Source organism: Pseudomonas sp. NPDC090755 (assembly GCF_044769005.1).
Classification (GTDB): domain Bacteria; phylum Pseudomonadota; class Gammaproteobacteria; order Pseudomonadales; family Pseudomonadaceae; genus Aquipseudomonas.
In genome coordinates this window covers 161,912-179,376 of record NZ_JBIVXC010000007.1, presented here as the reverse complement: position 1 = coordinate 179,376, position 17,465 = coordinate 161,912, and the positions used below count along the sequence as shown (strand labels likewise).

Genomic DNA, 17,465 nt, shown 5'->3' with positions numbered 1-17,465 from the left:
CGATCCGCGAAGTGTCCTCGGCCACCGAACAGGTCAACGAAGTCGCCCTGCGGGTGGTCAGCGCCTCCAACTCGTCGATGGTCAACTCCGACGAGCAGGCCAACCGCACCAACAGCGTCGCCGCCGCCATCAACCAGCTCGGCGCCGCCGCCCAGGAGATCGCCCACAACGCCGCCCTGGCCTCGCAACAGGCAAGCTCGGCGCGCCACCTGGCCGAAGAAGGCCAGCAGGTGGTCGATCGCAGCATCCAGGCCATGAACCGTCTGTCGGACCTGATCTGCACTTCCAGCTCGCACATCGAGACCCTCAACAGCAAGACCGTGAACATCGGCCAGATCCTTGAGGTGATCACCAGCATTTCCCAGCAGACCAACCTTCTGGCCCTCAACGCGGCCATCGAGGCGGCGCGGGCCGGTGAGGCAGGTCGTGGTTTTGCCGTGGTTGCCGATGAAGTACGCAACCTGGCGCACCGCACCCAGGAGTCGGCGCAGCAAGTGCAGAACATGATCGAAGAGCTGCAGGTCGGCGCCCGCGAGTCGGTCGACACCATGAGCCAGAGCCAGCGCCACAGCCAGGACAGCGTGGAAATCGCCAACCAGGCCGGTGAGCGCCTGGGCAGCGTGACCCTGCGCATCGGCGAGATCGACGGCATGAACCAGTCGGTGGCCACTGCCACCGAAGAGCAGACCGCCGTGGTCGACTCGATCAACATGGATATCAACGAAATCAACATGCTCAACCAGGAAGGGGTCGAGAACCTGCAGTCGACCCTGCGCGCCTGCGCCGACCTTGAGCAGCAGGCCAGCCGCCTGAAACACCTGGTCGGCAGCTTCCGCATCTGAGCCCTCGGGCAGCGGCGCCCGCCGCTGCCCCTCCCCTGCATCGCGATCGAACAAACTATCCTTAATAGAGGTCAACCTTAGGGCGCGTCATTCCGTGCACGGCTGTGACGGATGACGCACCCTGAAGACGATCTCGGAGGGATGCTGATCGTGCACATCGCTGACATCACCATGTTCTACGCCCCTGCCAGTGGCGGTGTGCGTACCTATCTTGATGCCAAACATCGCCGCCTGGGACAGACGCCCGGTGTGCGCCACAGCCTGTTGATCCCCGGCGCCAGCGCCCGCCACGCCAATGGCATCTACCAGGTGCCGGCCCCGGCCCTGCCGTTCGGCAACGGCTATCGCTTTCCGCTGCGCCTGGCGCCCTGGCGCAATGTCCTGCATGACCTGCAACCGGACCTTATCGAAGTCGGCGATCCCTACCTGACTGCCTGGGCCGCCTTGGATGCACGGCGCCAGCTCGACGTGCCGGTGATCGGTTTCTACCATTCCGACTTGCCGCTGTTGGTCAGCAACCGCATGGGCAACTGGTTCACACCCAATGTCGAGGCTTACGTCAGCAAACTGTATGGCAATTTCGACCGTGTCCTGGCCCCAAGCCAGGTCATGGCCAGCAAGCTTCGCAGGTTGGGCATCGGCAATGTGCATGTGCAACGCCTGGGGGTGGACCTGGCCACTTTTCATCCTCAGCATCGCGACGATGCCTTGCGCCAGCAGTTGAAACTTGCCGACAACACCCACCTGCTGGTGTTTGCCGGCCGCGGCTCGCGGGAGAAGAACCTACCGGTCCTGCTCGACTGCATGAAGCACCTGGGCAAGCACTATCACTTGCTGCTGGTCGGTTCGCACATGCCGACCAGCGTCCCGGCCAATGTCACCGTCATCGACCACTTCTGCCCGGCCCGCGAGGTCGCCCGGCTGCTGGCCAGCGCAGACGCCCTGGTGCATGCGGGCGACCAGGAAACCTTCGGCCTGGTCATCCTCGAAGCCATGGCCAGCGCGATTCCAGTGATTGCCGTCGCCGCCGGCGCGTTCGAAGAGATTATCGACCCGCGTTTCGGTCGCCTGTGCCAGCCCAACAACGGCCAGGCCATGGCCTGCGCTGTACGCGATGTGTTCGATCAGGGCGCCGCGCAGCTCGGACTGCAGGCGCGTCATCACGCCGAACAGCACTACGCCTGGGACACTGTGGTCAACGGCCTGCTTGCCCATTACCGGGCCGTGCTCGGCCACGGTCTGCCGGTACGTGTCCATGCCTGACCCGGCCGCTGGGCGCAGCCTGTTGCTGGTGCTGCATGACGTGGCGCCGCAGACCTGGCCGGACTACCAGCCCTTTGTCGAGACGCTCGATACCCTGGGCGATATACCCATGACCTGGCTGGTGGTGCCGGACTTTCACCGGCATGACCCGCTGGCGCTGGCGGCAGGCTTTCGGCAGATGCTCGACCGACGCCTGCAACGCGGTGACGAACTGGTCCTGCATGGCTACCACCATGCCGACGACAGCCCGCCGCCGCGCTCGCCGCGCGACTATTTCATGCGCCGCGTCTATACCCACGAAGGCGAGTTCTACAGCCTCGACCGCGCTATCGCCCTGGAGCGCCTGCAGGCCGGAATGGACCTGTTCCAGCGCTTTGGCTGGCCGCTGGCCGGCTTCGTCGCCCCGGCCTGGCTGATGAGCGAAGGCACCCGCCAGGCCCTGCGGACCTTGCCCTTGCAGTACACCAGCGATCCGGGCCATCTCTACCGACTGCCGGATTTCACCCCGATCACCGCCCCCGGACTGGTCTGGAGCGCCCGCAGTGCCTGGCGCCGGGGTATGTCACGGATGGTCTGCGACTGGCAGCTGGCCCGCTTCGACCTGGCGCCGGTGATACGCCTGGGCCTGCACCCGGTGGACATGCGCCATGAATACTCCCGCCGCTACTGGATGCGCACCTTGCAGCACTTGATGCAGCAGGGCCGCACACCCCTGACCAAGTCCGCCTGGTTGGCCAGCAGGCAGGCGGGATGAGGCGTTCGCTCTGGCTGCTGCTGGCGTTGTTGATGGCGCTGCTGGTGCCTGCCTTGCTCGGCGGCACGGATCTACTGACACGCTTGCGCGCCTTCGCCCCCGGTCTGCTGTTGGGGCTGCTGGGCATGATCCTGCTGTGCTGGATCATCAATGCCATTCGCCTGCGCCTGCTGTTGGGCAGCCAGGGCAGCAACCTGGGCCGAATCAGAAGCCTGGGGGTGATCATGGCCACCGAGTTCGCCATCTGCACCACGCCCGCAGGCAGTGGTGGGCCACTGACCCTGATGGCCTTGCTGGCCCGCGACCGCATCGCCCCGGCACGCAGTAGCGCGGTGTTCGCCGCCGACCAGATCAACGACTTGCTGTTCTTCCTCTGTGCCCTGCTGGGGATTGCCGGCTACGCACTGTTCCACACCCTCAACCACAGCCTGCAAGCCTTGCTGGCAGGCAGTGCCCTGCTGATGGCCGGCGTACTGGCGGGTACCGTGGCGCTGGTGGGTTATCGACGGCCAATGCTGCGCCTCAATGGCCGATTGCTGCGCAAACTGAAGGTATCGCCAGCCCGACGTCGCCGCTGGACACGAAAAGTGCTGCATTTTTTCCGTGCCCTGGCCGACACCTGGCGCTTGCCCAAGCGCACACTGGCCCTGGTGTTCGCCCTCACCTGCGTGCACTGGGGGTTGCGTTACAGCGTGCTGTACCTGGCCCTTCGCGGGCTGGGCGTGGACCTGCAGTGGATCGTGAGCTTCCTGGTGCAGATGCTCGCCCTCAGCGCCGGACAGTTCAGCCTGTTACCCGGCGGTGCAGGCGCCGCCGAACTCACCTCTGCCAGCCTGCTGACGCCACTGGTGGGCAAGTCGACGGCCGCCGCGGCCATCGTGATCTGGCGGGCGGTGACCTACTATTTCTATCTGTTTGCCGGGGGTCCGGTTTTTCTCTGCCTGCTGGGCCGCCCCGTGCTGGAACGCCTGGGTATCACTCAGGCACGGACGCGTCGCTAGTACCCTGCAACTGCTCCCACAGCTCGGCGGCCCCGGGAAAATCAGTGCCGTCGTCATGACCCAGCGCAGCCGGGTCGTAACGGCTCAGGCAGCCCTCGCCGAGGGTCGGCGGGGCCTTGGAGGCTGCCCTGTCGAAGGGATCGGCCATGCTGCAACCTCCTGCCACGGCGCTTAGTTGAAAACCACCGTCTTGTTGCCGTGAACCAGCACGCGGTCTTCCAGGTGGTAGCGCAGGCCACGGGCCAGGACCATCTTCTCGACATCGCGGCCGAAACGGACCATGTCCTCGATGCTGTCGCTGTGGCTGACGCGTACCACGTCCTGCTCGATGATGGGACCGGCGTCCAGCTCTTCGGTTACGTAGTGGCAGGTAGCACCGATCAGCTTGACCCCACGCAGGGAGGCCTGGTGATACGGCTTGGCGCCGACGAAGGACGGCAGGAAGCTGTGGTGGATATTGATCACCTGCTGGGCGTACTCCTGGCACAGCTGCGGCGGCAGGATCTGCATGTAACGGGCCAGCACCACGACATCGGCTCCGTGCTCCTTGACCAGGCGCGAGACCTCGGCGAAGGCCGGTTGTTTGTCCTGTGGGTCGACCGGAACATGGAAGAACGGAATACCATGCCACTCGACCATGCTGCGCAGGTCATTGTGGTTGGAGATCACGCATGGGATGTCGCACTCCAGTTCCTTGGCGTGCCAGCGGTGCAAGAGGTCGGCCAGGCAGTGGGATTCACGGCTGGCCATCAGCACCACGCGTTTTTTCTGGTCGGTATCGGTAATGCGCCAGACCATGGAAAACTCTTCGGCAATCGGCGCGAACGCCTCGCGAAACGCCTCGATACCGAAGGGCAGACTCTCGGCGCGAATCTCGTGGCGCATGAAGAACCAACCGCTCTGCTCATCGGAGTGATGGCTCGCTTCGTTGATCCAGCCGTTATAGGACGCCAGAAAATTACTGACTTTGGCGACGATGCCAACGCGGTCGGGGCAAGCAATCACCAGCCGGTAGGTGCGCATGAAAGAGACTCCAGAAACTTCGCAAAGGCGCACATTCTAGCGAGTGCCCGGAAAAACTGCAGTAGGCAATGCAGGCGTCCTGTCGCCCTCGCCTGCAGCGCGTGATTGACAGGCCAAGGCCACGGACCGTACCGCGTGGCGGCCAAGTTGGGTGTTATCGGATCGCGTTAGTTTGTAAATTTTTCTTAATGTTTTCTATCGAAGCGATTAACTCACGACCGGTTAATTGCCAAGTTTGATGTTTACTTGGCACTACGCCCTGACTATTATTGCCCCACTGTCTACCTGACACCTCATTCCCAAGGAATAGCCAATGTCCCTGATCAACGAATATCGCGCTACAGAAGAAGCCATCAAAGAACTGCAAGCCCGCCTGGCCAACCTGTCGAATGACGACAAGCTGAAGAAAGAGCTGGAGTTCGAAGGCAAACTGCGCAACCTGATGGGCGAATATCAGAAGTCGCTGCGCGATATCATTGCTCTGCTCGACCCAGAAGCCAAATCGGTGAAAGCACCGCGTGGCGCTGTTAAAACTGCCGGCACCAAGCGTGCACGCAAGGTCAAACAGTACAAGAACCCGCACAACGGTGAAGTCATCGAGACCAAAGGTGGCAACCACAAAACCCTGAAAGAGTGGAAAGCCAAGTGGGGTGGCGATGTGGTTGAAGGCTGGGCAACCCTGCTGGGTTAATCACCTGCCAGCGCAACCTGATGTTGCACTGATAAAAACGCCAGCTTGCTGGCGTTTTTTTATTGTCACTTGTCGCTCACAGTCCAAACTGCGATTTCAGCCCCTGGACATGAGCCCGCCATTGTCCGAGCAATTCCCGCTGCGCGGCATCGGCGCTGTCCCAGCAGCCTTGCAGGGCCTGCTCGAAATCCCCCACGGTGTTCGGCGCGCCCATCTGCGGGTCGCAGAGGCGCTGCTGGCAGAACAGCTGCCAGCGTTGCAGCTCCTGTTCATTCAAGGTCTCGATGAAATTGCGCGCACGGTAGCGAAACAGCAGCTCGGGCAATCGTTCATCATCGAACATCCAGTGCCCCTGGCCCAATTGATGCGGATCTACACTGCGCACTTGTTCGCACAGGCGTCTGTCGCGATCACCGATAAAACCGTCATACAACTGCTGCTCAGGATCCTCACTCGGGGAAAACTCTTCCTCGCGATAGATCGCCTGCAGTTTGTCCTGCCAGATGGATTGAGCCGCACTCAGGCTCAATGCCCGCGCTTGCAGCAAGGACATGTCCAGCCCCAGGCGTTGCTGATCTTGTTCACGCAATACGGACAAAGGCGCAACCACCGGGCAGCGATTGATATGCACCAACTTCAAGGGTACCGGTAATTGCCCCTCGAGCATTTCATCACGTCGGCTGTATAAACGCTGACGCAACGTATCGCCGTCTTCCTGCAACAATGGCTGCGGGTCCAGGTGCAGGTCACAGACAATCAGGGCATTACGGTTACGCGGATGCCAGGCCAATGGCAAAACGACACCAAGGTAATTGCGCTCAGCAGAGAAACGGCCGGAGATATGCACCAGCGGCTGAAGCAGACGAATCTGATCCAGAACTTTCTGTTTACTGCGTAATTGAAACAACCAGTCATAGAGTTTCGGCTGTTTCTGTCGGATCAAACGTGCAAGCGCAATGGTAGCCCGCACATCACTGAGGGCTTCGTGAGCCTGGCCATGGTCGATGCCGTTGGCGGCCGTCAGCAACTCCAGGCGCAGGCTGGTCCGCCCTTCCTGTTGCGGCCAGACGATGCCATCGGGGCGCAGGGCATAGGCTGCGCGCACCACATCGATCAGATCCCAGCGGCTGTTGCCGCCTTGCCATTCGCGGGCATAAGGATCGAAGAAGTTGCGGTACAGGCTGTAGCGGGTGACCTCGTCGTCGAAGCGCAGGCTGTTGTAGCCTGCCCCACAGGTGCCAGGGCGGGCCAGTTCGGCATGCACCCGGGTCATGAATTCGGCTTCACGCAAGCCGCGACTGGCCAATTGCGCCGGCGTGATACCGGTGACCAGGCAGGCGGCCGGATGCGGCAGGATGTCATCGCTGGGTTGGCAATACAGATTGACCGGGGCCTCGATCTCGTTGAGGTCGAGGTCGGTGCGCACGCCGGCCACCTGCAGTGGCCGGTCATTGCGAGGGTTGATGCCGGTGGTTTCGTAGTCGTGCCAGAAGATGCTGGAGCTCACGGGGTCGTCCTGAACAGAAGATCGACCAGAGTCTAGGGCCAGTCGCCTGTCACGGCCAGCCTGATCAGGCCGAGGCGTTCAACGGATGGAAGCTGAAATAGCCGCGCAGGGCGCGCACCAGCTGCTCGTACTCGCGGGGGGCCTGCAGCAGCATGAAGCCGGAATCGTAATGGCCCGGGGTCTGGTCTTCGTGACACCACAGGCAACTGGCAGTGAGGTTGATCAGGTGCACGCCACCCCGGCGGACCGGCACTTTGAGTTGCAACTCGAAATCCGGGCCGACCAGCATGGGTAGCTGGCTGATCAGCATCAGGCCGTCTTCGGACACGTTACCCAGGTAGCCGATGGGCTGATCGGTATAGCGGTTGAAGACTTTGAGGAAGTAAGGGAGCTGATGACGCTCGATGTGGCGCTCGTCAAACATGGTTGGTATCGCTGTCGGAGACCCTTTAGCAGGGTCGCGCTAGTGCTGCTGTTTTACCTGTTCTTCAGCAACAAGATTAGCGCAACCTGTACCCCGCGTCACAATGTGACTCATGCTCTTTAGTATTAACGCCAAGGCGTTGTGGTTGCCGGCCGGGCTATGGCCGCTTCGCCACTACGCAGATGGCCCAGTTGTTCCAGGGTCTGCAGGCGGGCGCGGGCGCGGTAGGCGTATTCGTTCTGCGGATAGCGGGCGATGATGTACTGGTAGGTCTGGGCAGCGTCGACGTAGAGCTTCTGGCGCTCCAGGCACTGGCCGCGCAGCATCGAGACTTCCGGGTGGATGAACGGTCGTGCCTGGCTGGTGCGATCGACCTGCGACAGTTCGAGCATGACGCGCTCGCAGTTGCCGCGGTCGTAGGCGCGGTAGGCGTTGTTCAGATGATGGTCCATCGACCAGCGGGTGCAGCCGACGACACTGGTCGCCAGGGCTAGAACGATCAAGGCTCGCATGGGGGGATCTCCTTTAATGAGCAGTGTATCGGCGTTTGCTGGCAAATCTATAGGTGGGCCGAGTTCTGTGGTGGCGTTCAGCTCTGGGGCTTATCCACTGTTCATCTGCCAGCGCCCAACCCGCCCAATCAACCCGCACCCCGTTCAAACGCCCCACGCCCCCTCAAGCAGGTAGTGCAAAGGAACAATGACTACAGCGAAATTCCAGAGTAGCCTTTCGCAGCGTGTCACTATAGGAGTCTGTGCATGACCATCCGCCGTACCAAAATCGTCGCCACCCTTGGCCCCGCCAGCAACTCGCCGCAAGTCATCGAACAACTGATCCTTGCCGGCCTGGATGTCGCTCGCCTGAACTTCTCCCACGGCACCCCCGATGAGCACAAGGCCCGCGCCCGCCTGATCCGTGACATCGCGGCAAAACTGGGTCGCCACGTAGCACTGCTCGGCGACCTGCAAGGCCCGAAGATTCGCATCGCCAAATTCGCCAACAAGCGCATCGAACTCAAAGTCGGTGACCGCTTCACCTTCTCCACCGCCCACCCCCTGACCGAAGGCACCCAGGAAATCGTCGGCATCGACTATCCGGACCTGGTCAAGGACTGCGGCGTCGGTGACGAGCTGCTGCTCGACGACGGCCGCGTGGTCATGCGCGTGGAATCCGCCACCCACGATTCCCTGCACTGCTCGGTGTTGATCGGCGGCCCGCTGTCCGACCACAAGGGCATCAACCGCAAAGGTGGCGGCCTGACCGCCCCGGCCCTGACCGAAAAAGACAAGGCCGACATCAAGCTGGCCGCCGAAATGGACCTGGACTACCTGGCCGTTTCGTTCCCGCGTGACGCCAGCGACATGCAATATGCCCGTCGCCTGCGCGACGAAGCCGGCGGCAGCGCCTGGCTGGTAGCCAAGATCGAACGCGCCGAAGCCGTGGCCGACGACGAGACCCTCGACGGTCTGATCGCCGCCAGTGATGCAGTGATGGTTGCCCGTGGCGACCTGGGCGTGGAAATCGGCGACGCCGAGCTGATCGCGATCCAGAAAAAGATCATCCAGCACGCTCGCCGCAACAACAAGGCCGTGATCGTCGCCACGCAGATGATGGAATCGATGATCCAGAATCCGATGCCGACCCGCGCCGAAGTGTCCGACGTGGCCAACGCCGTGCTGGATAACACCGATGCGGTCATGCTCTCGGCCGAAAGTGCCGCCGGCGCCTACCCGATCGAGGCGGTCCAGGCCATGGCACGCATCTGCCAGGGCGCTGAAAAGCACCCGACCAGCCAGAAGTCCAGCCACCGCCTGCACACCACCTTCGAGCGCTGCGACGAAAGCATCGCCCTGGCGGCCATGTACACCGCCAACCACTTCCCGGGCGTCAAGGCGATCATCGCCCTCACCGAAAGTGGTTACACCCCGCTGATCATGTCGCGCCTGCGCTCTTCGGTGCCGATCTTCGCCCTGTCGCCGCACCGCGCCACCCAGGCACGCGCCTCGATGTTCCGCGGTGTCTACCCGATTGCCTTCGACCCGGCTGCCTTGCCGCCGGAGAAAGTCAGCCAGGCCGCCGTCGACGAGTTGCTCAAGCGCGGCATGGTCGAGCCCGGTGACTGGGTGATCCTGACCAAAGGCGACAGCTACCACACCATCGGTGGCACCAACGGCATGAAGATCCTGCATGTCGGTGATTCGCTGGTCTGATCCGCTGATGCAATGAAAAAACCGCAGCCTGTGCTGCGGTTTTTTTATGCGTGTTCGGTGAAGACATCGGCGTACAGCTGGTTTCGCGGCAACCCGGCCAGGAACAGCCGACGGGAAAACTGCTCGACACTGGCCGGTGAGCCACAGGCCAATGCAACCGTCTGCCGTGACGACAAACGCAGGGCCGCCAGGGCCTGAGGCAGTTCCTGCGGGGTCAAGCATTCGACCTGCAAGTGCGGGTGACGCTCAGCCAGTGCGCTCAGCGCTTGGGCCTGATAGTGCTCACGGGCGTCGTGGGCCAGGTGAATCAAGCGAATATCCCCCCGATGCTGCTGGCGCAGGGCTTCACGCAGAATACCCCACAACGGCGCCAGCCCCGTTCCCGCCGCCAGTAGCCAGAGCGGACGCTCCTGCCACTCGGCGTCGTAGTGCAAGGCGCCGCCGCGCAACTCGCCCAGACGCAGGGTATCGCCTACTTGCAGCTGGCGCGCCGCATCGCAGAATGCCCCGGGCCGACGGCAGTCGAGGTGAAACTCCAGAAAACGCTCATCGCCAGGCAAGCTTGCCAGCGAATAAGGCCGCGCCACGCCAGTGGCGCTCCACAGCACCAGGTGCTGGCCGGCCTGATAGCGCAGTGCACGCGCAGGCTCCAGGCGCAGGCGCAATACCGTCGGGCTCAGCCAGTCGAGGCCGACCACGCTGGCGCCGATACCGTCCTGCACGGGATCGAACAGGGCAACCTGCAGATCCTCCTCGACCCGGCACTGGCAGGACAATCGCCAGCCAGACTGGCGCTGCGCCGCCCCCAGGGCATCGGGCCGTGCATCTTGCGGCTGACCTTGCAGGCAGCGCACCAGGCAGGCATGGCAACTGCCGGCGCGACAGCTGTAGGGCACGCTCAGCCCCGCCTCGTTCAAGGCATCGAGCAGATTGCAGCCCGGCGACACCGTCCACTGCCGCTCACCTACCCGCAATTCAGGCATCAACGTTCTCCCCGGTATTCAGACAGCCATAGTTGCATAAACAGCCCTACGCAAAAACAGTGCCGACCCGCTGCCGACCTTCGTTAGACCACTGACGCGTGTACCCGGGGCCGATGCACGCTATACTGCCGCGCCTTTTTTGCGCCGCCGGCCCGTCCGCGGTGCGCCGTGAAAGGTCGTTTCGACACCTCGGCCTGTCCGCGTCGGAATACCTTATTGAATGTTCCCGTCTTTAAGAGGAGCGCGCTGCATGACCGTGATCAAGCAAGACGACCTGATTCAGAGCGTTGCCGACGCCCTGCAGTTCATTTCGTACTACCACCCCGTGGATTTCATCCAGGCCATGCACGAGGCCTACCTGCGTGAAGAGTCGCCTGCTGCCCGCGACTCCATCGCCCAGATCCTGATCAACTCGCGCATGTGCGCCACCGGCCACCGCCCGATCTGCCAGGACACCGGTATCGTCACCGTGTTCGTACGCGTCGGTATGGACGTGCGCTGGGATGGCGCGACCATGAGCCTGGACGACATGATCAACGAAGGCGTGCGCCGCGCCTACAACCTGCCGGAAAACGTCCTGCGTGCATCCATCCTTGCCGACCCGGCAGGCGCGCGCAAGAACACCAAGGACAACACCCCTGCGGTCATCCACTACTCCATCGTCCCGGGCAACACCGTGGAAGTGGACGTGGCAGCCAAAGGCGGCGGCTCCGAGAACAAGTCGAAAATGGCCATGCTCAACCCGTCCGACTCGATCGTCGACTGGGTTCTGAAGACCGTTCCGACCATGGGTGCCGGCTGGTGCCCACCAGGCATGCTCGGCATCGGCATCGGCGGTACCGCCGAGAAAGCCGCCGTCATGGCCAAGGAAGTGTTGATGGAATCCATCGACATCCATGAGCTCAAGGCCCGTGGCCCGCAGAACCGCATCGAAGAGATCCGCCTGGAGCTGTTCGAGAAGGTCAACCAGCTGGGCATCGGTGCCCAGGGCCTGGGCGGCCTGACCACCGTGCTCGACGTCAAGATCATGGACTACCCGACCCATGCCGCGTCCTTGCCGGTGTGCATGATCCCCAACTGCGCCGCCACCCGTCACGCCCACTTCGTGCTCGACGGTTCGGGCCCGGCCGACCTGGAAGCGCCATCGCTGGACGCCTACCCGGAAATCGTCTGGGAAGCCGGTCCGTCGGCCCGCCGCGTCGACCTCGACACCCTGACCCCGGAAGACGTACAGAGCTGGAAGCCGGGCGAAACCATCCTGCTCAACGGCAAGATGCTGACCGGCCGCGACGCCGCGCACAAGCGCATGGTCGAGATGCTCAACAAGGGCGAAGAACTGCCGGTCGACCTCAAGGGTCGCTTCATCTACTACGTCGGCCCGGTTGATCCGGTAGGCGACGAAGTCGTGGGCCCTGCCGGTCCGACCACCGCCACGCGGATGGACAAGTTCACCCGCCAGATCCTCGAGCAGACCGGCCTGCTGGGCATGATCGGCAAGTCCGAGCGCGGCCCGACCGCCATCGACGCGATCAAGGACAACAAGGCCGTGTACCTGATGGCCGTCGGCGGCGCCGCCTACCTGGTGGCCCAGGCGATCAAGAAGTCCAAGGTCCTGGCCTTTGCCGAACTTGGCATGGAAGCGATCTACGAGTTCGAGGTCAAGGACATGCCGGTTACCGTTGCGGTCGACAGCAACGGTGAGTCGGTACACATCACAGGTCCCGCGATCTGGCAAAGCAAGATCGCCGAGAGCCTGGCGGTGGAAGTGAAGTAAGCCTTCGGGATTTACTAGCACTGAAAAAAGCGGCAGGGTCATCCCCTGCCGCTTTTTTGTTGCCCCGCGAAGAGGCCAGCTGTTCCTACAAAGTAATACGGGTACCCAGCAACTGCAGGAAACCCGCCAGCCACGCCGGATGTGCCGGCCACGCAGGGGCCGAGGCCAGGTTGCCCTGCACATGCGCCTGATCGACGCCAATCTCGACGAACTGCCCACCGGCCAGGCGTACTTCCGGTGCACAGGCCGGATACGCACTGCACTCCCGCCCTTCCAGCACACCTGCCGCCGCCAGCAACTGGGCGCCGTGGCACACTGCGGCAATGGGCTTGCCCGCCTTGTCGATGGCCTTCACCAAGGCCAGCACCTGCTCGTTCAGGCGCAAGTATTCCGGTGCCCGCCCACCGGGGATCAGCAGTGCGTCGTAGCCTTCGGCCTTGACCTGGTCGAAGTCGAAGTTCAAGGCGAAGTTGTGCCCGGGCTTTTCACTGTAGGTCTGATCACCTTCAAAATCGTGGATGGCCGTGCGCACCGTCTGCCCCGCGCGCTTGCCTGGACACACCGCATGCACGGTGTGCCCGACCATCTGCAAGGCCTGGAACGGCACCATCACTTCATAGTCTTCAACGTAGTCGCCCACCAGCATCAGAATTTTCTTCGCGGCCATGCCATCAACTCCTTCAGGTGTTTGGAAAGACAAAGGACACAATAGACCGCCCAGGCTGTAGGAGCGGGCTTGCCCCGCGATGCGATGTGACCGACAGCACGCAATCGCGGGGCAAGCCCGCTCCTACATGCAGTCCAGCAGCATTAGTCGCGGCGATCGATCAGGTTGACCACCAGGCGGTCCAGCCAGCCCCACAAACGCTGTTGCACCCGTTTCCACAACGGCCGGGCATGCCAGCGCTCAAGATCGATGCTCAGGCTCTGGGCGAAATCACGCTCGAAACTGGCAACCACCGCAGCAGTAAGCGGCGGGTCCAGCGCTTCAAGGTTGGCTTCGAGGTTGAAGCGCAGGTTCCAGTGGTCGAAGTTGCACGAGCCGATGCTCACCCAGTCATCGACCAGCACCATCTTCAGGTGCAGGAAGCACGGCTGGTACTCGTAGATCTTCACCCCGGCGCGCAGCAGCCGCGGGTAATAGCGATGGCCGGCGTAACGCACCGAAGGATGGTCGGTACGCGGCCCGGTCAACAGCAGGCGCACGTCGATACCGTGGTGGGCGGCCCGTCGCAGGGAGCGGCGGACTTTCCAGGTCGGCAGGAAATATGGCGTCGCCAGCCAGATCCGGCGCTGGCCGCTGTTCATCGCCCGCACCAGCGATTGCAGGATATCCCGGTGCTGGCGGGCGTCGGCATAGGCCACCCGGCCCATGCCCTGGCCGCTGACGGGCACATGGGGCAAGCGTGGCAGGCCAAAGTGCGTGGGCGGGCGCCAGGCCGTGCGACGCAGGTTGGCACGCCACTGGCGATCGAACAGCATCTGCCAGTCGGCCACCAGCGGCCCCTGCATCTGCACCATCACCTCGTGCCAGTCGCTGACATCCTTGTTCGGTTCCCAGAACTGGTCGGTGACCCCGGTGCCGCCGACCACCGCCCAGGATTGATCGACCAGCAACAACTTGCGGTGATCGCGGTACAGGTTGCGAAAGCCCCGGCGCCAGCGCAGGCGGTTGTACCAGCGCAGCTCGACCCCGGCCGCGGTCAGTCGTTGACGCAGGCCCAGGGTAAACGCCAGCGCGCCATAGTCATCGAACAGGCAACGCACCTGCACGCCACGCCCAGCCGCCTGGACCAGGGCCTGGACCATGGCCTCGGCGCACGCCCCCGCCTCCACCAGGTACAGCTCCAGGTCGACCTGCTGCTCGGCCCGCACGATGGCAGTCAGCATGCGCGGGAAAAACTCGGGGCCGTCGATCAATAATTCGAACCGGTTGCCATCACGCCAAGGGAAAACCGGTCCGGCCATGTCAACGCGCCGTGAAGATCAGCACCGCGTTCACCGGCACCGAAGGGCTGATGGATTTGAGCCCGGCCATCTTGCGCAAGGTCGACAAGCCCGGTACCAGATCGAAGTGCTCGGCACGCAGTACCAGCGGCTCCAGGGTCACCACCTGGAAGCGTCGCTCATCCAGGCGGGTCGCCAGCAACAAGGCGTCATAGCTGTGCTCCTTGCCATGCAGGCTGACGGTCAGCGGCAGGCGCAACTCCACCTGGGCGCCGTTGGCCAGGTCGTTGATCGGCCGCAGGTCGATCAGGGCGTTGACCTTGGCTTCCGGGAACTTGGCAAACTCGAACAGCTCCTTGCGCATGCGTTCATCACGCAGCGGCACGCCGCTGCTGTTGGAATCCATCTCGATCTGCAGCTCGGCAGCGCCCTTGCGGTCGACCTTGCCATGCAGCACCAGGAAACGATGGACTTCGGCGGTGTCGCCGTTTTTGCTGGAGATGAACGACAGGCGCGACGATTCGCCATCCAGATGCCAGTTGGCCTGGGCGGAGAAGCTCACGAACGCGAGCACGGCGAGTAGCAATCGGGGCAGAGAAAACATGTCAAATCCTGAAACACAGAAGCCCACAACCTTACCCGGCTGCCCTCACGGCAGCAAGCCACAGCCCTCCCGCACACCGCGCCAGGCGGCACGACGCTCCACCCCAAGCCCCACGGCGCTGACCTGGCGCGCCGGAGTGTCCTCCTCCAGGCGGCTCAGGGGCAGATACAAACGCACGTAGCCCTGGCAATACGGCCTGTCGAAGCCCATGACGAACCGGCAGGAACAGTACTCTTTGGCCGAATAGGCACTGAGGATGCCGGGAAAATCCGCCAGGGCCTGTCGCTCATGCCAACCCCAGGCCCCACCCAGCAGCGCCAGCACTACGAGCAGGCGCTTCATGGCCGCCCCCCGGCCTGGGCCAGCAGCACCCGCTTGAGCAACTCGTTGTGCTGGAAACGCCCATCGCGGTCATCGGCATAACGCACGATCACCAGCTGCTGCCCGGGCACTACGTACAAGGCCTGGCCCCAATGCCCAAGCGCGGCGAAGGTATCGGCCGGGGCATCCGGCCAGGGGCTTCCTGCCCCGGGTAGCGGCTGATTGAGCCACCAGTGCCCGCCAGGATTGGGCTCGCCGGGCTGGGCGATGGCCTGGGTGAACAGCGCGCGATTGAACGCCACCCAATCACTGGGCACTACCTGTTGCGCTTGCCAGCGCCCGTCACGCAACATCAACAGGCCGATGCGCGCCAGATCGCGGGCACTCATGTACAGATAGGACGAGCCGACCAGGGTACCGCTCACATCGCGCTCCCAGACGGCCGACTCGATACCCAACGGTGTGAACAGTGCTTGCCAGGGATAGTCCGCATACCCCGCGCCGACCATGCCGCGCAAGGCTGCCGCCAACAGGTTGCTGTCGCCACTGGAGTAGAGAAAGCGCTGGCCGGGCTTTGCCGCCGCAGCCCGGGCAGCGGTGTACGCGGCCATGTCGCCGCGCCCACGGGTATAGAGCATGGCCACCACCGAGGAGTTCAGTGGTGCGTACTCATAGTCCTCCTGCCAGTCCAGGCCACTGGCCCAGTGCAGCAGGTCCTCGATACGCACCTGCGGATGGTTGTGCATCGCAGGATAGAAACGCGCCACCGGATCACCCGGCACGAAGCGCCCTTCCCTCCGGGCCACGCCCAGCACCGTGGCCAGCACACTCTTGCTGATCGACCAGGTCAAGTGTGGTGTCAACGCCGTGGTGGGTGCAGCGTAGTGCTCATAGACAATACGCCCGTCCTTGATCACCAGCAGCGCATCGGTGCGCACGCCTTCACGCGTCTGCTCGTCGCGCGGGGCAAAGGCGTAGGCCTGCACCTTGCGCCAGGCGTCACTGTTGTTGCCTGGCGCCGGCTGCCAGTCCGGAACCGGCCAGTGTTCCTGGCCCAGGGCACAGGCACTGATGAACGCCAGGCCAAGCAACAGGGCCGACAGCAGGTTGCTCATGGGGGGCAAGACTCAGGACGAAGGTAGCCCCAGTCTAGCGGCGCTTCATGACAATCCGGCGTGAGCCCAGGCCTTGGCCAGGCGCTTGGCCCGCGCCGCACTGGCGATCTCCAGCAAGCCCTGGTCGCGCTGCCAGAGCGCCGCCCACTCGCCGGGGCTGTTGCACAATGCCTGGTTGATCTGCTCCTTGAGCGCGGCGAACTGGGCGAACAACCCACCAAGCAGCAGGTGACAGGCCGTGCTGTCGGCACATTGCCGGCTGCCCTCGGCACAACCGCCGAGCAGGCCGAGCAGGCGCAATTGCAGGTTCTGCGGCCAGCCGTTGTCCTGGCCGACGCCATAGAGCCAGGCGCTCAGGGCACTCAGTACATAAAGGTCTTCCAGCGAGCGAAAGGGTTTGACGTAGGCGTCCCAGCCGTCGCCCGCCAGTAGTTCGCACAAGGCCTGGTCCAGGTGCAGGCGGGCATGACCGACCTCCGGCATCAGTGGCAAGGCCGGCAACGACTCCAGGCGCACCCCGGGCTCACCGGGATAGACCACCGCCAGGCTCAGTTGCGGTGCCTCGCCAGCCGCTTCGCTACGGGCGGCCACCAGCAACCAGTCGGCATCCAGCCCGGCGGTGACGAAATCCTTGTTGCCGGTCAGGCGCAGGTCATCCAGGCGCACCTGCATATCGGCCGGGCGCACGCTGCGGCGCTCACTGGCACACAGGGCACCCAGGCTGGCCGGGGCACTGGGCCAGAGCATGCGCAGCGCCGCCTGGTAGCCAACCAGAAAGGCCAGCCCCGGGGTCGGCATGGCCCGTGCGCCGAGCACCGCCAGCTCGAACGGACTGACCGTGCCCAGGCGCGCCAGCAAGCTGGCATAGGTATCGGCCAGGGTGTCGGCCAGGGGATGTCGCTGGGGATCGTTGAGTCGTTGCAGCCAGGCCATTTCAGCACTCCTCGGGGGCTGTCATACAAGCATCACCAAAGGTTCATGGGGGTGACACCGCATCTTCCTAGGC

Annotated in this window: 19 protein-coding genes; 7 read left to right on the top strand and 12 right to left on the bottom strand. The window is 63.4% G+C overall.

Annotated features, from left to right (window positions below; all coding sequences use genetic code 11):
* Positions 1–77 precede the first annotated feature (77 nt).
* The 4 genes from ACIQUS_RS13400 (at position 78) to ACIQUS_RS13385 (ending at position 3,860) form a co-directional block, all read left to right on the top strand.
* Positions 78–842: a methyl-accepting chemotaxis protein gene (locus ACIQUS_RS13400; protein ID WP_403047771.1), complete on the top strand. Its 765-nt coding sequence runs from the start codon at positions 78–80 to the stop codon at positions 840–842.
* Positions 843–983: 141 nt separating this feature from the next.
* Complete coding sequence (locus ACIQUS_RS13395) at positions 984–2,105, top strand: glycosyltransferase family 4 protein (RefSeq protein ID WP_403047769.1); 1,122 nt, start codon at positions 984–986, stop codon at positions 2,103–2,105.
* On the top strand, positions 2,098–2,859 hold the full coding sequence (locus tag ACIQUS_RS13390) for a DUF2334 domain-containing protein (protein ID WP_403047655.1): 762 nt from the start codon (positions 2,098–2,100) through the stop codon (positions 2,857–2,859). Before ACIQUS_RS13395 ends, ACIQUS_RS13390 begins: the two co-directional genes overlap by 8 nt.
* Positions 2,856–3,860, top strand: coding sequence for a lysylphosphatidylglycerol synthase transmembrane domain-containing protein (locus ACIQUS_RS13385; RefSeq protein WP_403047654.1), 1,005 nt, complete (start codon positions 2,856–2,858; stop codon positions 3,858–3,860). Before ACIQUS_RS13390 ends, ACIQUS_RS13385 begins: the two co-directional genes overlap by 4 nt.
* Here the strand turns inward: ACIQUS_RS13385 and ACIQUS_RS13380 are convergent.
* Positions 3,835–4,008, bottom strand: a complete 174-nt coding sequence (locus tag ACIQUS_RS13380) for a hypothetical protein (RefSeq protein ID WP_403047652.1) — start codon at positions 4,006–4,008, stop codon at positions 3,835–3,837. The genes ACIQUS_RS13385 and ACIQUS_RS13380 overlap by 26 nt on opposite strands.
* A 23-nt stretch (positions 4,009–4,031) precedes the next feature.
* Positions 4,032–4,883, bottom strand: coding sequence for a formyltetrahydrofolate deformylase (purU, locus tag ACIQUS_RS13375; RefSeq protein WP_285862713.1), 852 nt, complete (start codon positions 4,881–4,883; stop codon positions 4,032–4,034).
* A gap of 313 nt (positions 4,884–5,196) precedes the next feature.
* Here purU and mvaT point away from each other — a divergent pair, with 313 nt between their 5' ends.
* Positions 5,197–5,574: a histone-like nucleoid-structuring protein MvaT gene (mvaT, locus tag ACIQUS_RS13370; RefSeq protein ID WP_403047649.1), complete on the top strand. Its 378-nt coding sequence runs from the start codon at positions 5,197–5,199 to the stop codon at positions 5,572–5,574.
* 76 nt (positions 5,575–5,650) lie between these two features.
* Here mvaT and sbcB read toward each other — a convergent pair whose 3' ends face one another.
* The 3 genes from sbcB to ACIQUS_RS13355 all read right to left on the bottom strand — a co-directional run bounded on the left by sbcB (position 5,651) and on the right by ACIQUS_RS13355 (position 8,017).
* Positions 5,651–7,081: an exodeoxyribonuclease I gene (sbcB, locus tag ACIQUS_RS13365; RefSeq protein WP_403047648.1), complete on the bottom strand. Its 1,431-nt coding sequence runs from the start codon at positions 7,079–7,081 to the stop codon at positions 5,651–5,653.
* A gap of 64 nt (positions 7,082–7,145) precedes the next feature.
* Entirely contained in the window at positions 7,146–7,505 is a 360-nt protein-coding gene (locus tag ACIQUS_RS13360; RefSeq protein ID WP_403047646.1) for a PilZ domain-containing protein, read from the bottom strand.
* A 125-nt stretch (positions 7,506–7,630) separates the two neighbouring features.
* The gene (locus tag ACIQUS_RS13355; RefSeq protein WP_403047645.1) at positions 7,631–8,017 is read right to left on the bottom strand and encodes a tol-pal system YbgF family protein; all 387 of its coding nucleotides are present in this window, start codon (positions 8,015–8,017) and stop codon (positions 7,631–7,633) included.
* A gap of 246 nt (positions 8,018–8,263) precedes the next feature.
* Between ACIQUS_RS13355 and pyk the strand changes: the two genes are divergently transcribed.
* Positions 8,264–9,715, top strand: coding sequence for a pyruvate kinase (gene pyk / locus ACIQUS_RS13350; protein ID WP_403047643.1), 1,452 nt, complete (start codon positions 8,264–8,266; stop codon positions 9,713–9,715).
* Positions 9,716–9,759: 44 nt separating this feature from the next.
* Here pyk and ACIQUS_RS13345 read toward each other — a convergent pair whose 3' ends face one another.
* Positions 9,760–10,698, bottom strand: coding sequence for an iron-sulfur-binding ferredoxin reductase (locus tag ACIQUS_RS13345; RefSeq protein WP_403047642.1), 939 nt, complete (start codon positions 10,696–10,698; stop codon positions 9,760–9,762).
* 250 nt (positions 10,699–10,948) lie between these two features.
* Between ACIQUS_RS13345 and ACIQUS_RS13340 the strand changes: the two genes are divergently transcribed.
* Positions 10,949–12,472: a fumarate hydratase gene (locus ACIQUS_RS13340; protein ID WP_403047641.1), complete on the top strand. Its 1,524-nt coding sequence runs from the start codon at positions 10,949–10,951 to the stop codon at positions 12,470–12,472.
* Between the two features lie 85 nt (positions 12,473–12,557).
* On the opposite strand, the gene ACIQUS_RS13335 is transcribed toward ACIQUS_RS13340, so the two are convergent.
* The 6 genes from ACIQUS_RS13335 to ACIQUS_RS13310 all read right to left on the bottom strand — a co-directional run bounded on the left by ACIQUS_RS13335 (position 12,558) and on the right by ACIQUS_RS13310 (position 17,392).
* The gene (locus tag ACIQUS_RS13335) at positions 12,558–13,139 is read right to left on the bottom strand and encodes a DJ-1/PfpI family protein (protein WP_403047640.1); all 582 of its coding nucleotides are present in this window, start codon (positions 13,137–13,139) and stop codon (positions 12,558–12,560) included.
* 143 nt (positions 13,140–13,282) lie between these two features.
* Positions 13,283–14,440: a phosphatidylserine/phosphatidylglycerophosphate/cardiolipin synthase family protein gene (locus ACIQUS_RS13330; protein WP_403047638.1), complete on the bottom strand. Its 1,158-nt coding sequence runs from the start codon at positions 14,438–14,440 to the stop codon at positions 13,283–13,285.
* Between the two features lies 1 nt (position 14,441).
* On the bottom strand, positions 14,442–15,023 hold the full coding sequence (locus ACIQUS_RS13325) for a YceI family protein (protein WP_403047637.1): 582 nt from the start codon (positions 15,021–15,023) through the stop codon (positions 14,442–14,444).
* 45 nt (positions 15,024–15,068) lie between these two features.
* Entirely contained in the window at positions 15,069–15,365 is a 297-nt protein-coding gene (locus ACIQUS_RS13320; protein WP_403047635.1) for an amidase, read from the bottom strand.
* Positions 15,362–16,447 carry a serine hydrolase domain-containing protein gene (locus ACIQUS_RS13315; RefSeq protein ID WP_403047767.1) on the bottom strand — a complete coding sequence of 362 codons (1,086 nt, stop codon included), beginning with the start codon at positions 16,445–16,447 and terminating at the stop codon, positions 15,362–15,364. Before ACIQUS_RS13315 ends, ACIQUS_RS13320 begins: the two co-directional genes overlap by 4 nt.
* Positions 16,448–16,504: 57 nt before the next feature.
* A complete protein-coding gene (locus tag ACIQUS_RS13310; RefSeq protein ID WP_403047633.1) occupies positions 16,505–17,392 on the bottom strand; it encodes an acyl-CoA dehydrogenase in 888 nt (295 codons plus the stop codon).
* Between the last annotated feature and the right edge of the window lie 73 nt (positions 17,393–17,465).